The following is a 15,456-nucleotide window of genomic DNA, read 5'->3' on the forward strand; positions in this document are numbered from 1 at the left end:
AGCACGAGGAGCACCAGCGCATGACCCAGGCCCGACTCTCCGACCTCCTCGCGGACGGCTCCATCCGGCTCGCCGCGCGCGCCGACGACCGGGAGGACGCCATCCGCCAGGCCGGTGAGGCGCTCGTCGCGGCAGGCGCCGTGGAGCCCGCGTACGTCGAGGCCATGGTGGAGCGGGAGCGATCCGTGTCCACCTTCGTGGGCGAGGGCGTCGCCGTCCCCCACGGCACGCTCGCGGCCGGCCGCGACCTGGTGCGGGCCGACGCCATCAGCCTCCTCCGCCTGCCCGACGGCGTCGACTGGGACGGGCACGACGTCCGCATCGTCATCGGGATCGCCGCCACGGGAGGCGGCCACATCGCGCTGCTGTCGCGACTCGCGGAGATCCTGCTCGACCCGGTGCGCGCGGAGCAGCTGCGCGGGGCGACCGATCCCGCCGCCGTCCGGTCCCTCCTGGGAGCCGGTACGGTCGAGGGATGACGACGACGCCGAGGGCCCCCCGACCGCAGACGGACATCGACCGCATCGCCGAGGGGTGGATCGACACCACCCTCGACCTGCACCCCGAGGAGCGGGTCTACCTCGGCCGGCCCGGACGCGAGGGCGAGTACGGCGACCACTCGCCCGCCGGGCACGCCGCCCACGCGGACGCGGCGCGGTCCGTCATCCGGCAGCTCCACGCCGCACGGCCGGTCGACGCGGTGGACGAGGTCACCCGCATGGACCTGACGCGCGAGCTCGAGCTCGACGTCGAGATGCACGACGCGGGCGTCCACCTCTCCGACCTCAACGTCATCGCCTCGCCCGCCCAGGCCATCCGCGAGGTGTTCGACATCTCGCCGACCGCGACCGAGGGCGACTGGGCGCACGTCGCCACGCGCCTCGGCAACGTCGCCGGCGCGGTCGACGGCTACATCGAGACCCTGCGGGAGGGCGTGCGCCGCGGCCAGGTGCCCGCGAAGCGCCAGATCCGCGAGGTCCTGGGCCAGGTCGAGCGCCAGGCCGCTCCCGACGGCTTCTTCCGCGGCTTCGCGGAGGAGGCGCGACCCGACGCGGGCGAGCTGCCCGCGTCCCTCCGGAGCGACCTCGGCGCCCGCGCCGAGGAGGCCCGCTCCGCCTACGAGCGCCTCGCGGCGTTCCTCGGCTCCGAGCTCGAGCCCGCCGGACGCGACGCCGACGCCGTGGGCCGTGAGCAGTACGCCCTGCGCTCCCGGTCGTTCCTCGGCGCGGAGGTCGACCTCGACGAGACGTACGAGTGGGGCGTGGGCGAGCTCGCCCGCATGGTCGAGGAGCAGGAGTCCATCGCCCGCGAGATCCTCCCCGGCGCGAGCGTCCTGGAGGCCATCGCGCACCTCGACGGCGACGCGTCGCGCAAGCTCCACGGCACGGACGCCCTCCGGGCCTGGATGCAGGAGACGAGCGACCGCGCCGTCGAGGAGCTCGGACGCACGCACTTCGACATCCCCGAGGAGATCCGCGCCCTCGAGTGCATGATCGCCCCCACGCAGGAGGGCGGCATCTACTACTCCGGCCCCGCGGACGACTTCAGCCGGCCGGGCCGCATGTGGTGGTCCGTGCCCGAGGGCGTCACCGAGTTCGACACCTGGCGCGAGCTCACCACCGTCTACCACGAGGGCGTCCCGGGGCATCACCTGCAGATCGCGCAGGCCACCTACAACAAGGCCGAGCTGAACACGTGGCGCCGCTTCGCGGGCACCTCCGGGCACGCGGAGGGCTGGGCGCTGTACGCCGAGCGCCTCATGCAGGAGCTCGGCTACCTCGACGACCCGGCCGACCGGCTCGGCATGCTCGACGGCCAGCGGATGCGCGCCGCGCGCGTGGTGCTCGACATCGGCGTCCACCTCGGCAAGCGCGTGCCCGACGGCGACGCGGTGTGGGACGCGGGATACGCCTTCGACTTCATGGGCCGCAACGTCAACATGGACCCGTCGTTCGTGCGCTTCGAGGTGAACCGGTACCTCGGCTGGCCGGGCCAGGCGCCCTCCTACAAGGTCGGCCAGCGCATCTGGGAGGACCTCCGGGACGAGACGCGGCGCCGCGAGGGCGACGCCTTCGACATCCGCGAGTTCCACCGCCGGGCGCTCGACGTCGGCGGCGTCGGCCTCGACACGCTGCGGGCCACGGTCCTCCGCTGATCCCGCGGGGCGGGCGCCGCGCGGCGGTCCCGCGCGGCGCGGTCGTCCCGCGCGGCGCGGTCGTCCCGCGCGGCGCGGTTGTCCCGCCTCCCGGGCCGGGTCTAAGATCGACTGTCGCAGTTCTGCGACGACCCATCTGTCCGCCGCTCGACCGGTACCCGCGCGGGTCCGCGTCCGCGGCCTTATTCATGCCCATCCTGGAGCACTAACTACATGACAATCGCAACGACCGACAAGGCGCCCAAGCAGGTCGCGATCAACGACATCGGATCTGCTGAGGACTTCCTCGCCGCGGTCGAGAAGACACTGAAGTTCTTCAACGACGGGGACCTCATCGAGGGCACCGTCGTGAAGATCGATCGGGACGAGGTCCTGATCGACGTCGGCTACAAGACCGAGGGCGTCATCCCCTCGCGTGAGCTGTCCATCAAGCACGACGTCGACCCCACGGAGGTCGTCAAGGTCGGCGACACCGTCGAGGCCCTCGTCCTCCAGAAGGAGGACAAGGAAGGCCGTCTGATCCTGTCGAAGAAGCGCGCGCAGTACGAGCGTGCGTGGGGCGACGTGGAGAAGATCAAGGAGTCCGACGGCGTCGTCACCGGCACCGTCATCGAGGTCGTCAAGGGCGGCCTCATCGTGGACATCGGCCTCCGCGGCTTCCTCCCGGCCTCGCTCATCGAGCTGCGCCGCGTCCGCGACCTCACGCCGTACCTCGGCCAGGAGATCGAGGCCAAGATCCTCGAGCTCGACAAGAACCGCAACAACGTGGTCCTGTCGCGCCGCGCCCTGCTCGAGCAGACGCAGTCCGAGAGCCGCAGCACGTTCCTCAACAACCTCCAGAAGGGCCAGGTCCGCAAGGGCGTGGTCTCCTCGATCGTCAACTTCGGTGCGTTCGTGGACCTGGGCGGCGTCGACGGCCTCGTGCACGTCTCCGAGCTCAGCTGGAAGCACATCGAGCACGCCAGCGAGGTCGTCGAGGTGGGCCAGGAGGTGACCGTCGAGATCCTCGAGGTCGACCTGGACCGCGAGCGCGTCTCGCTGTCGCTCAAGGCGACGCAGGAGGACCCCTGGCAGGTCTTCGCCCGCACGCACGCCATCGGCCAGGTCGCGCCCGGCAAGGTCACCAAGCTGGTGCCGTTCGGTGCGTTCGTCCGCGTGGCCGAGGGCATCGAGGGCCTCGTGCACATCTCGGAGCTCTCCGGCAAGCACGTCGAGCTCGCCGAGCAGGTCGTGTCCGTCGGCGACGAGGTGTTCGTCAAGGTCATCGACATCGACCTCGAGCGTCGCCGCATCTCGCTGAGCCTCAAGCAGGCCAACGACGGCGTCGACCCCGAGGGCACCGAGTTCGACCCGGCCCTCTACGGCATGCTCACCGAGTACGACGACCAGGGGAACTACAAGTACCCCGAGGGCTTCGACCCGGAGACCAACGAGTGGAAGGAAGGCTTCGAGTCGCAGCGCGAGACCTGGGAGCAGCAGTACGCCGCAGCCCAGGCCCGCTGGGAGGCCCACAAGAAGCAGGTCGCGGCGGCAGCCGAGGCCGAGGCGGCCGACACGGGCATCACGTCCGCCGGTCCCGGCTTCACGAGCGACTCGACGGGCGCCGGCACGCTGGCGGACGACGAGAGCCTCGCCGCCCTGCGCGAGAAGCTGTCCAGCTCGAAGTAGCACCACCCGCACCATGACGAGGCGGCCCTCCCTTCCGGGAGGGCCGCCTTCGTCGTCCCCTGGCGCCGCGCCGCTCCTCCGGGCGCGCCTAGGCTGGATGCATGCGGAGGATCGGACTGACGGGCGGCATCGCCGCGGGCAAGACGGTGGTGGCCGACCGGCTGGCGGAGCTCGGCGCCGTGCGCATCGACGCCGACCGGCTGGCCCGCGAGGTGGTGGAGCCCGGCACGCCGGCGCTGGCGGAGATCGCCCGCCGCTTCGGCCCGGACGTCATCGCCGCCGACGGCTCGCTCGACCGGCCCGCGCTCGGCGCCGTCGTGTTCCGCGACCCGGACGCCCGGCGCGACCTGGAGGCCATCACGCATCCGGCGGTCCGCGCGCTGTCCGCCCGGCGGATGGCCGAGGCGGAGGAGCGGGACCCGGACGCGGTCGTCGTCTACGACATCCCCCTGCTGGTCGAGTCCGGCCGCGTCGACGAGTTCGACCGGATCGTGGTGGTCCACGCGCCGCGCGAGGAGCGGATCCGGCGCCTGGTCGAGCTCCGCGGCATGCCCGCCGAGGAGGCCGAGCGGCGCATCGCGTCGCAGGCCACGGACGCGGAGCGCCTCGCCGTCGCCGACGACGTCGTCGACTCCGGCGTCTCGCTGGCGAGCACCCTGGCGCAGACCGATCGGCTGTGGGCGAACCTGTCCGGCGGTGTCGGAGGCCGCTCGTAGACTCGGGGGCATGCAGCCCACCCGGTCCGTGCGCCCGTTCAAGGTCGTCAGCGAGTACTCCCCGAGCGGCGACCAGCCCACGGCCATCGCCGAGCTGGCGGGTCGGGTCAACGCCGGCGAGCCCGACATCGTCCTCCTGGGCGCCACCGGCACCGGCAAGTCCGCCACGGCGGCCTGGCTCATCGAGAAGGTCCAGCGGCCGACGCTCATCCTCGCCCACAACAAGACCCTCGCGGCGCAGCTGGCGACGGAGTTCCGCGAGCTCATGCCGGACAACGCGGTCGAGTACTTCGTCTCCTACTACGACTACTACCAGCCCGAGGCCTACGTCCCGCAGACGGACACGTTCATCGAGAAGGACTCCTCGGTCAACGCCGAGGTCGAGCGCCTGCGGCACTCCACCACGAACTCGCTGCTCAGCCGTCGGGACGTGGTGGTGGTGAGCACCGTGTCCTGCATCTACGGCCTCGGACAGCCGGAGCAGTACATGAACGCGATGGTGGCCCTGCAGGTGGGCATGCAGATCAACCGCGACACGCTCATCCGCAAGTTCGTCTCCATGCAGTACCAGCGCAACGACGTCGACTTCTCGCGCGGCAACTTCCGCGTGCGGGGCGACACCATCGAGATCATCCCGATGTACGAGGAGCTGGCCATCCGCATCGAGATGTTCGGCGACGAGATCGAGGCGCTCTACACGCTGCACCCCCTCACGGGCGACGTGGTCCGCAAGATGGACTCGGTGTCCGTCTTCCCCGGCTCGCACTACGTGGCGGAGACCGAGGTCATGCAGCGTGCCATCGGCACCATCCAGCAGGAGCTGGAGGAGCGCCTGGCGGTGCTCGAGCGCGAGGGCAAGCTCCTCGAGGCGCAGCGCCTGCGGATGCGCACCAACTTCGACATCGAGATGATGCAGCAGATCGGCTTCTGCTCCGGCATCGAGAACTACTCGCGCCACATCGACGGGCGCGACGCGGGGGAGGCCCCGCACTGCCTCCTCGACTACTTCCCGGACGACTTCCTCGTGGTCATCGACGAGTCCCACGTCACGGTGCCGCAGATCGGCGCCATGTTCGAGGGCGACTCGTCGCGCAAGCGCACGCTCGTCGAGCACGGCTTCCGTCTCCCGAGCGCGCTCGACAACCGGCCGCTGAAGTGGAACGAGTTCACGGAGCGCGTCGGCCAGACCGTGTACATGTCCGCGACGCCCGGCAAGTACGAGCTGGGCATGGGCGACGGCGTGGTGGAGCAGATCATCCGCCCCACCGGGCTCATCGACCCCGCCATCGTGGTCAAGCCCACGAAGGGCCAGATCGACGACCTGCTGGAGCAGATCCGCGTCCGCGTCGAGAAGGACGAGCGCATCCTCGTCACCACGCTCACGAAGAAGATGGCGGAGGAGCTCACCGACTACTTCGCCGAGGCGGGCGTGCGCGTGCGCTACCTCCACTCGGACGTGGACACGCTGCGACGCGTCGAGCTCCTCTCGGAGCTGCGCGCGGGCATCTACGACGTGCTGGTGGGCATCAACCTCCTGCGCGAGGGGCTCGACCTCCCCGAGGTCTCGCTCGTCGCCATCCTCGACGCCGACAAGGAGGGGTTCCTCCGGTCGTCGACGTCGCTCATCCAGACCATCGGCCGCGCGGCGCGCAACGTCTCGGGCGAGGTGCACATGTACGCGGACGTGCTGACGGACAGCATGAAGCGCGCCATCGAGGAGACCGACCGTCGGCGCGAGAAGCAGGTCGCGTACAACCTCGAGCACGGCATCGACCCCACCCCGCTGCGCAAGCGCATCGCGGACATCACGGAGATCCTCGCCCGCGAGGGCGAGGACACGAAGAAGATGCTCGAGGGACGCGGAGGCGGCAAGCGGTCGCCCACGCCGAACCTCCGACGCGAGGGCAAGGCGGCCGCGGGCGCCAACGAGCTGGAGACGATCATCTCCGACCTCAACGACCAGATGCTCCAGGCTGCCGGCGAGCTGAAGTTCGAGCTGGCGGCGCGGTTGCGCGACGAGCTCGGGGACCTGAAGCGGGAGCTGCGGCAGATGGAGAAGGCGGGCCACCTGTCCTGAGCGGGGCTGCCGGGGCGCGGAGGAGCAGGCGCCGGTCGCGGCGTCCCCCTCCGTCGGTCGTGTCGGTGGCGACGCATACGATGGACAGGTGTCAATCTCCCCCGTCGAGTCCTCCTCCCTCCTCAGCGTGCGCGGTGCGCGCGTGCACAACCTCCGCGACGTCGACCTCGACATCCCGCGCGACTCGCTCGTCGTCTTCACGGGCCTCTCGGGGTCCGGCAAGTCCTCCCTCGCCTTCGACACGATCTTCGCGGAGGGGCAGCGCCGGTACGTCGAGTCGCTGTCCGCATACGCGCGCCAGTTCCTCGGCCAGGTCGACCGGCCGGACGTCGACTTCATCGAGGGCCTGAGCCCCGCGGTCTCCATCGACCAGAAGTCCACGAACCGCAACCCCCGCTCGACGGTCGGCACCATCACCGAGATCTTCGACTACATGCGGCTGCTCTGGGCCCGCATCGGCGTCGCGCACTGCCCCACCTGCGGGGAGCGCATCTCCCGCCAGACGGTCCAGCAGATCGCCGACCAGCTCATGGAGCTCGAGTCCGGCACCCGGTACCAGGTGGTCAGCCCCATCGTGTCGCAGAAGAAGGGCGAGTTCGTCGACCTCTTCGCGGAGCTGGCGTCCGGTGGCTACTCGCGCGCCATCGTCGACGGCGAGCTCATCCAGCTCAGCTCGCCGCCCAAGCTGAAGAAGCAGTACAAGCACGACATCTCGGTCGTGGTCGACCGCCTCGTCGCGAACGAGGACATCCTGGGCCGCCTCACGGACTCGCTCGAGACCGCGCTCCGCCTCACGGACGGCATCGTCATGATCGACTTCGTCGACGTCGAGGGTCCCGGGGGCCTCCGCACGTACTCCGAGAAGCTATCCTGCCCGAACAACCACCCGATCCAGCTCACCGAGATCGAGCCGCGCACCTTCTCGTTCAACGCGCCGTTCGGCGCATGCCCGGAGTGCTCGGGTCTCGGTACGCGCATGTCGGTCGACCAGGAGCTCCTCATCGGCGACGAGTCGCTGAGCATCGCGGACGGCGTCATCCTGCCGTGGACCACGCAGGGCAAGGGCCTCTTCCAGTACTACGAGAAGCTGCTCGCCGGTCTCGCCCGCGACCTCAAGTTCTCCCTCACGACGCCCTGGCGGAAGCTGTCGGAGGAGGTCCGCGAGGCGGTCCTCCGCGGCAACGACTTCGAGGTGCAGGTCAAGTGGAAGAACCGCTACGGCCGGGAGATGACCTACTCGTCCGGCTTCGAGGGCGTCATGCCGTACATCGAGCGCCAGTTCGCCCAGGCCGAGACCGACAACCAGCGCGCGCGCTGGGGGGAATACCTCCGCGAGATCCCGTGCCCCGTGTGCGACGGCAAGCGCCTGAAGCCCGAGGTGCTCGCCGTCCTCGTGCACGGCGCGAACATCGCGGACGTGGCGGAGATGAGCCTGTCCGACGCGCAGGAGTTCATGGCGCAGCTCGAGCTGACCGACCGCGAGGCGCACATCGCCGCGCAGGTGCTGCGGGAGATCCGCGTGCGCCTCGAGTTCCTCATCGAGGTGGGGCTCAACTACCTGAACCTGGCCCGCGCCGCCGCGTCGCTCTCCGGCGGCGAGGCGCAGCGCATCCGCCTGGCCACGCAGATCGGGTCCGGGCTCACGGGGGTGCTCTACGTGCTCGACGAGCCGAGCATCGGCCTGCACCAGCGCGACAACCGCCGGCTCATCGAGACCCTGGTGAAGCTGCGCGACCTCGGCAACACGCTCATCGTCGTCGAGCACGACGAGGACACCATCCGCACGGCCGACTGGATCGTCGACATCGGCCCGGGCGCCGGCGTCAACGGCGGCAAGGTCGTGCACTCGGGCTCCTACGCCGGGCTCATCGAGAACCGCGAGTCGCTCACGGGCGACTACCTCGCGGGCCGCAAGGCCATCGCGACGCCCGCCAAGCGCCGGAGGATCGACCGGAAGCGCCAGATCCAGGTCGTCGGCGCGCGCGCCAACAACCTGCAGAACGTCACGGCCGCGTTCCCGCTCGGCACGCTCACCGCGGTCACGGGCGTCAGCGGATCGGGCAAGTCGTCCCTCGTGAACGACATCCTCTACCGGGTGCTCGCCAACGAGCTCAACGGCGCCCGCAAGGTCCCGGGCAAGCACTCGCGCGTCACGGGGCTCGAGAACCTCGACAAGGTCGTGCACGTCGACCAGAACCCCATCGGCCGCACCCCGCGCTCCAATCCCGCGACCTACACCGGCGTGTTCGACCGCATCCGCACGCTCTTCGCCGAGACGACCGAGGCGAAGGCCCGCGGCTACCTCCCCGGCCGCTTCAGCTTCAACGTCAAGGGCGGCCGCTGCGAGGCGTGCTCGGGCGACGGCACCATCAAGATCGAGATGAACTTCCTGCCCGACGTGTACGTGGCCTGCGAGGTCTGCGGGGGAGCGCGCTACAACCGCGACACCCTGAGCGTCCACTACAAGGGCAAGAGCATCGCCGAGGTGCTCGACATGTCCATCAGCGAGGCGGCGGAGTTCTTCGAGCCCATCCAGGCCATCCACCGCTTCATGAAGACGCTCGTCGACGTGGGCCTCGGATACGTGCGGCTGGGGCAGAGCGCCACCACGCTCTCGGGCGGCGAGGCGCAGCGCGTCAAGCTGTCGACGGAGCTGCAGCGGCGGTCGAACGGCCGGAGCGTCTACGTCCTCGACGAGCCCACCACGGGCCTCCACTTCGAGGACGTGCGGAAGCTGCTGCTGGTGCTCAACGGGCTCGTGGACAAGGGCAACACGGTCATCGTCATCGAGCACAACCTCGACGTCATCAAGTCCGCCGACTGGCTCATCGACATGGGCCCCGAGGGCGGCGCCGGTGGCGGCACGGTCCTCGCGACCGGCACGCCGGAGCACCTCGCGACGGTGCCGGAGAGCTACACCGGCGGGTTCCTCCGCGAGGTCCTCGACGCCGAGGCCGAGGCGGCCGCGCTCGAGTCGCAGCGTGCGCGCGAGGAGCGCGCGGCCGGCTGATGGCCCGCACCGACACGGTCGGCTACCGTCCGGCGGCGGGGGAGATCCCCACGTCGCCGGGCGTCTACCGGTTCCGAGACGCCGCCGGCCGCGTGCTGTACGTGGGCAAGGCGAACAACCTCCGCGCCCGCCTCGCCAACTACTTCGCCCCCCTGCAGAGCCTGCACGAGCGCACGCGCCGCATGGTGACCTCCGCGGCCGGCGTGGAGTGGACCGTGGTCGGCAGCGAGTTCGAGGCGCTCCAGCTCGAGTTCACCTGGATCAAGGAGTTCGATCCGCCCTTCAACGTCAAGTTCCGGGACGACAAGTCGTACCCGTACCTGGCCGTGACGCTGGGGGAGGACTACCCGCGCGTCATGGTGACCCGCAACCGCAAGATCCGCGGGGCCAAGTACTTCGGCCCCTACACGAAGGTGTGGGCGATCCGCGAGACGGTCGACCACATGCTCAAGGTCTTCCCCGTGCGCTCCTGCTCGGAGAGCACCTTCAAGCGCGCGCGGCAGACCAACCGGCCGTGCCTGCTGGGCGACATCGGCCGCTGCGCCGCGCCGTGCGTCGGCCGCGTCTCGGAGGAGGAGCACCGCGAGATCGCGGACGACTTCGTGAGCTTCATGGCCGGCAACGACTCGAAGTACGTGGGCCAGCTCACCCAGCGGATGAAGGACGCCGCGGCGGAGATGGACTACGAGGCCGCGGCGCGGCACCGTGACGACATCGGCGCGCTCGAGGCGGCGCTGTCCAAGACCGCCGTGGTGTTCGACGACCGCGTCGACGCCGACGTGTTCGGCATCGCCGCGGACGAGCTCGCGGCGGCCGTGCAGCAGTTCATGGTCCGCGGCGGCCGCATCCGGGGCACGCGCACCTGGGTCGTCGACAAGGAGCTCGACATCGGCATCGGCGAGCTCGTCGAGACCGTCCTCCACAACGCCTACGAGGACGACGCGCACCCGCCCCGCGAGGTCCTCGTCCCGGAGCTCCCGGCGGACGCCGCCGAGCTGGAGCTGTGGCTCAGCCAGCGTCGGGCCGCGGGGGAGGACGACGGCACCGTCCGCCGGGGACGGCCGAGCTCCTGGCAGGTGGACCTCCGGGTCGCCCAGCGCGGCGACAAGGCCGCGCTCGCGCAGACCGCCGCCACCAACGCGCAGAACGCGCTCATGCTCTACAAGACGAGGCGCAGCTCCGACTTCACGACGCGGTCGAAGGCCCTCGCGGACATCCAGGAGGCGCTCGGCATGCCCGACGCCCCCCTGCGGATGGAGTGCTACGACGTCTCGCACCTCAGCGGCACCAACATCGTCGCGTCGATGGTCGTCTTCGAGGACGGTCTCCCGCGCAAGGACCAGTACCGCCGCTTCAACATCGCCGACTCCACGGACGACACCGAGTCCATCCACCAGGTCATCACCCGGCGTCTCGCGTACCTCGGCAAGGAGGCGGAGGTGCCCGCCGACGCCGCCCCGCCCGAGCTCGGCGAGGCTCCGCCGGTCAACAGGTTCTCCTACAGCCCGAACCTGCTCATCGTCGACGGCGGCCAGCCGCAGGTCGCGGCCGCCCAGCGGGCGCTCGAGGAGTCCGGCGTGACGGGCATCCAGCTCGCGGGCATCGCGAAGCGCCTGGAGGAGATATGGCTGCCCGACTCGGACTACCCGATCATCCTGCCGCGCAACAGCGACGCGCTCTTCCTCATCCAGCGCATCCGCGACGAGGCGCACCGGTTCGCCATCACGCACCAGCGCGCCCGTCGGAAGCGCGACATCACGTCGGTGCTGAACGAGATCCCGGGTCTCGGTCCGTCGCGGGTGCAGCGCCTGCTCCAGCAGTTCGGCTCGGTCGCCAAGCTCAAGCAGGCGGAGGTCGAGGAGATCGCGGCCGTCCGCACGATCGGCCCGACGCTCGCGCAGGCCGTCTACGAGCGGCTCCGCTCGTGACCCGGGGCCGCGGGCGGCGTGTCGCGGGTCCCGCCTAGACTCGACCCACAGACCAGCGCGACGAGAGGTGCATGCCGGCATGAGCGTGGAGATCCCCCAGCAGGACGTCATGATCGTGACGGGGATGTCCGGCGCGGGCCGCTCCACCGTCGGCAACGCGCTGGAGGACCTCGGCTGGTACGTCGTCGACAACCTGCCGCCGCAGATGCTCAAGCCGCTCGTCGAGCTGGCCGGCCGCGCGGGCACGTCGCTGCCGAAGATCGCCGCGGTGGTCGACGTGCGCGGCGGCGACTTCTTCTCCGAGCTGCGCGACGTCCTGCAGACCTTCGGCACGGGACCCCGCCTCCGCGTCCTGTTCCTCGAGGCCACGGACGCGGCGCTCGTGCGCCGCTTCGAGCAGGTGCGCCGGCCGCACCCCCTGCAGGGCAACGGGACGCTCCTGGACGGCATCGCGGCCGAGCGCGCCCGGATGATCGAGATCCGCGAGGCCAGCGACCTCGTCATCGACACATCCGAGCTCAACATCCACCAGCTGGCCACGACCATCACCGAGCAGTTCAGCGGGGCCGACGACGCCGGCGTCCGCGTCACCGTCATGAGCTTCGGCTTCAAGTACGGGACGCCCGCGGACGCGGACATGGTGGCCGACATGCGCTTCCTGCCGAACCCGTTCTGGACCCCGGAGCTCCGGCCGCTCACCGGCCGCGACAAGGCCGTCAGCGACTACGTGCTGGGCCAGGAGGGCGCCGAGGAGTTCGTCTACGCGTACGCCCGGGCCCTCGCCCCGGTGCTCGCCGGGTACCAGCGGGAGAACAAGAGACACGCTACGATCGCTATCGGCTGTACCGGCGGCAAGCACCGCTCGGTAGCCGTCGCCGAGGAGCTCACCAGCCTCCTCCGCGCCCTTCCCGGCGTCGCTGTCAGCACCAAGCACCGCGACCTCGGCCGGGAGTAGGGCACCCATCTCATCAAGGGAGTAAGCATTTGCCTCTGACCTCGGACGTCAAGGAAGAACTGTCACGCGTCGAGGTCAGCAAGACCACGGTGAGGGCTGCCGAGCTGGCCACGATCCTCCGCTTCTCCGGCGGTCTGCACCTCATCTCCAACCGCATCGCCGTGGAGTCGGAGCTGGACACCCCGCTCCTGGCCCGCCGCGTGCGCAAGGACCTGGCCGAGCTCTACGGGGTCCGCAGCGACATCTCCGTGATCCCCGCGTCCGGCATGCGCCGCGCCACGCACTACCTGGTCCGCGTCATGGAGGGCGGCGAGACCCTGGCGCGGCAGACGGGGCTCCTCGACGCGCGACGCCGGCCCATCCGCGGCCTCCCCAACCGGCTCACCACGGGCTCGCGCGAGGAGATCGCCGCCGTGTGGCGCGGCGCGTTCCTGGCGGCGGGCACGCTCACCGACCCGGGTCGCTCCGCCGCCCTCGAGGTGACCTGCCCCGGCAACGAGGCGGCGATGGCCCTCGTCGGCGCCGCCGGCCGTCTCGACGTGAGCGCGAAGGCGCGCGAGGTCCGCGGCGTCCACCGCGTCGTGATCCGCGACGGCGACGCCATCGGGCAGATGCTGCGGGCCATGGGCGCGCAGGGCACGGTCGTCAACTGGGAGGAGATGCGGCAGCGTCGCGAGGTGCGCGCCACCGCCAACCGCCTGGTCAACTTCGACGACGCCAACCTCCGCCGCTCCGCGCAGGCGGCCGTCGCCGCGTGCGCGCGCGTCGAGCGGGCCATGGAGATCCTCGGCCCCGACATCCCCGAGCACCTCAAGTACGCCGGCGACCTGCGCCTGCGCTTCCGCGACTCGAGCCTCGACGAGCTGGGTCACCACGCGGATCCGCCCATGACCAAGGACGCGGTCGCCGGGCGCATCCGCCGCCTGCTGGCGATGGCCGACAAGAAGGCCGTCGACGAGGGCCTGCCCGGCACGGACGCGAACCTCCCGGCCGACCTCGACGACGTCTGATCCGCCCGGGGCGCCCGCGGCACGCGGTGTCGTCCGCAGCGGGCTGCGGGCGGGATCCGCTCGACGTCCGGCGTCATCCGGCCAGGTCCCGCGGAGGGCCGCCGGACTAGACTCGATCCGTCACCCACCCCCGGCCTCTGGCCGGGAGCCCCCGGGCAATGAAGAGGAGATACACCTATGGCTGACTACACTCTCGTCGACCTCCCGTACGACTACTCGGCCCTCGAGCCGAACATCAGCGGCCGCATCATGGAGCTGCACCACGACAAGCACCACAAGACCTACGTCGACGGCGCGAACACCGCCCTCGTCAAGCTGCAGGAGGCGCGCGACGCCGGCGACCTGACGTTCGTCAACAAGCTGCAGAAGGACCTCGCGTTCAACCTCGCGGGCCACGTGAACCACACGGTGTTCTGGAACAACCTCAGCCCCGACGGCGGCGACAAGCCCACCGGCGAGCTCGCCGCGGCCATCGACGAGTTCTTCGGCTCGTACGACAAGTTCCAGGCGCACTTCACCGCCTCCGCGCTCGGCATCCAGGGCTCCGGCTGGAGCATCCTCGCGTGGGACTCGCTCGGCCAGAAGCTCATCATCGAGCAGCTGTACGACCACCAGGGCAACCTCGCCGCGGCGACCGTGCCGATCCTGCTGCTCGACATGTGGGAGCACGCCTTCTACCTCGACTACGTCAACGTCAAGGCCGACTACGTCAAGGCGTTCTGGAACATCGTCAACTGGGCCGACGTGCAGGCGCGCTTCGAGGCCGCCCGCACCAAGACGCAGGGCCTCTTCCTCCTCTCGTAGGCGCCGCCGCGGGCGGCCGGACGGGAGACCCCGGCCGCCCGCGGCTCCCGCACGCCAGGACTCCCGCACCCGAACCTCCACCACCCACCGCCGCCCCCGAGCGCGCAGAACATCAGGAGAACACGTGACCGTCAAGATCGGCATCAACGGCTTCGGCCGCATCGGCCGCAACTACTTCCGCGCAGCGCTCGCCAAGGGCAGCGACATCGAGATCGTCGCGGTGAACGACCTCACCGACAACACGGCCCTCGCGCACCTGCTCAAGTACGACTCCATCACCGGCCGCCTCGACGCGACCGTCGAGCTGGACGGCGACAACATCGTCGTCAACGGCAAGGCGATCCGCGTGCTCGAGGAGCGCGACCCCGCCAACCTCCCCTGGGGCGAGCTGGGCGTCGAGATCGTCATCGAGTCCACCGGCCGCTTCACCAAGGCGGAGGATGCGCGCAAGCACATCGCCGCCGGCGCCAAGAAGGTCCTCGTCTCCGCGCCCGCCACGGGCGACAACGTCGCGACCCTCGTCCTCGGCGTCAACGAGGGCACCTACGACCCCGCCACCCACGACGTGATCTCCAACGCGTCGTGCACCACCAACTGCCTCGCGCCCCTCGCCAAGGTCTTCCTCGACGAGTTCGGCATCGAGCGCGGCCTCATGACGACGGTCCACGCCTACACGGCCGACCAGAACCTGCAGGACGGCCCGCACAGCGACCTGCGTCGCGCGCGCGCCGCCGCGGTCAACATCATCCCCACGTCGACGGGTGCCGCCAAGGCGCTCGGCCTCGTGATCCCGGAGCTCGTCGGCAAGCTCGACGGCTACGCCCTCCGCGTGCCCGTGCCCACCGGCTCGATCACCGACCTGACCATCGAGACCACGGCGAACGTCACGGTCGAACAGGTCAACGCCGCCTACAAGGCCGCGGCCGAGGGCCCGCTCAAGGGCATCCTCAAGTACACCGAGGACCCCATCGTCTCGAGCGACATCGTGAACGACCCGCACTCCTCCATCTTCGACGCCGGCCTCACGAAGGTCATCGGCTCGCAGGTCAAGGTCGCGTCGTGGTACGACAACGAGTGGGGCTACTCCAACCGCCTCGTCGACCTCACCGAGTACGTCGCCGATCGCCTGTAAC

The 15,456-nt window shown here is 70.5% G+C and carries 11 protein-coding genes; all 11 read left to right on the forward strand.

Annotated elements, in window-relative coordinates:
* The first annotated feature begins 20 nt into the window (after positions 1–20).
* The 11 genes from AC07VC_RS04915 (at position 21) to gap (ending at position 15,455) form a co-directional block, all read left to right on the forward strand.
* On the forward strand, positions 21–479 hold the full coding sequence (locus tag AC07VC_RS04915; protein WP_317228627.1) for a PTS mannitol transporter subunit IIA: 459 nt from the start codon (positions 21–23) through the stop codon (positions 477–479).
* Positions 476–2,155: a DUF885 domain-containing protein gene (locus tag AC07VC_RS04920; protein WP_494675971.1), complete on the forward strand. Its 1,680-nt coding sequence runs from the start codon at positions 476–478 to the stop codon at positions 2,153–2,155. The genes AC07VC_RS04915 and AC07VC_RS04920 overlap by 4 nt, the downstream gene beginning before the upstream one ends.
* A 213-nt stretch (positions 2,156–2,368) precedes the next feature.
* Entirely contained in the window at positions 2,369–3,823 is a 1,455-nt protein-coding gene (gene rpsA, locus AC07VC_RS04925) for a 30S ribosomal protein S1 (protein WP_012038440.1), read from the forward strand.
* A 101-nt stretch (positions 3,824–3,924) separates the two neighbouring features.
* Positions 3,925–4,539, forward strand: coding sequence for a dephospho-CoA kinase (coaE, locus tag AC07VC_RS04930; RefSeq protein WP_494675970.1), 615 nt, complete (start codon positions 3,925–3,927; stop codon positions 4,537–4,539).
* 10 nt (positions 4,540–4,549) lie between these two features.
* Positions 4,550–6,616: an excinuclease ABC subunit UvrB gene (uvrB, locus tag AC07VC_RS04935; protein WP_094115995.1), complete on the forward strand. Its 2,067-nt coding sequence runs from the start codon at positions 4,550–4,552 to the stop codon at positions 6,614–6,616.
* 88 nt (positions 6,617–6,704) lie between these two features.
* Positions 6,705–9,626 carry an excinuclease ABC subunit UvrA gene (uvrA, locus tag AC07VC_RS04940; protein WP_317228630.1) on the forward strand — a complete coding sequence of 974 codons (2,922 nt, stop codon included), beginning with the start codon at positions 6,705–6,707 and terminating at the stop codon, positions 9,624–9,626.
* Positions 9,626–11,554, forward strand: coding sequence for an excinuclease ABC subunit UvrC (uvrC, locus tag AC07VC_RS04945; RefSeq protein ID WP_494675969.1), 1,929 nt, complete (start codon positions 9,626–9,628; stop codon positions 11,552–11,554). Before uvrA ends, uvrC begins: the two co-directional genes overlap by 1 nt.
* Before the next feature lie 79 nt (positions 11,555–11,633).
* Positions 11,634–12,509 carry an RNase adapter RapZ gene (gene rapZ / locus AC07VC_RS04950; protein ID WP_494675968.1) on the forward strand — a complete coding sequence of 292 codons (876 nt, stop codon included), beginning with the start codon at positions 11,634–11,636 and terminating at the stop codon, positions 12,507–12,509.
* A gap of 29 nt (positions 12,510–12,538) precedes the next feature.
* On the forward strand, positions 12,539–13,519 hold the full coding sequence (gene whiA / locus AC07VC_RS04955) for a DNA-binding protein WhiA (RefSeq protein WP_012299318.1): 981 nt from the start codon (positions 12,539–12,541) through the stop codon (positions 13,517–13,519).
* A gap of 177 nt (positions 13,520–13,696) precedes the next feature.
* A complete protein-coding gene (locus tag AC07VC_RS04960; RefSeq protein ID WP_494675967.1) occupies positions 13,697–14,323 on the forward strand; it encodes a superoxide dismutase in 627 nt (208 codons plus the stop codon).
* A gap of 124 nt (positions 14,324–14,447) precedes the next feature.
* Positions 14,448–15,455, forward strand: coding sequence for a type I glyceraldehyde-3-phosphate dehydrogenase (gene gap / locus AC07VC_RS04965; protein ID WP_317228633.1), 1,008 nt, complete (start codon positions 14,448–14,450; stop codon positions 15,453–15,455).
* Position 15,456 lies beyond the last annotated feature (1 nt).

The organism is Clavibacter sp. GW821-FHT01D01, from assembly GCF_059422605.1.

Excerpts from the sequence above, each read along its gene's own strand:
- AC07VC_RS04915 (WP_317228627.1), top strand. The coding sequence starts at position 21 with ATGACCCAGGCCCGACTCTCCGACCTCCTCGCGGACGGCTCCATCCGG.
- AC07VC_RS04920 (WP_494675971.1), top strand. The coding sequence starts at position 476 with ATGACGACGACGCCGAGGGCCCCCCGACCGCAGACGGACATCGACCGC.
- rpsA (WP_012038440.1), top strand. The coding sequence starts at position 2,369 with ATGACAATCGCAACGACCGACAAGGCGCCCAAGCAGGTCGCGATCAAC.
- coaE (WP_494675970.1), top strand. The coding sequence starts at position 3,925 with ATGCGGAGGATCGGACTGACGGGCGGCATCGCCGCGGGCAAGACGGTG.
- uvrB (WP_094115995.1), top strand. The coding sequence starts at position 4,550 with ATGCAGCCCACCCGGTCCGTGCGCCCGTTCAAGGTCGTCAGCGAGTAC.
- uvrC (WP_494675969.1), top strand. The coding sequence starts at position 9,626 with ATGGCCCGCACCGACACGGTCGGCTACCGTCCGGCGGCGGGGGAGATC.
- rapZ (WP_494675968.1), top strand. The coding sequence starts at position 11,634 with ATGAGCGTGGAGATCCCCCAGCAGGACGTCATGATCGTGACGGGGATG.
- AC07VC_RS04960 (WP_494675967.1), top strand. The coding sequence starts at position 13,697 with ATGGCTGACTACACTCTCGTCGACCTCCCGTACGACTACTCGGCCCTC.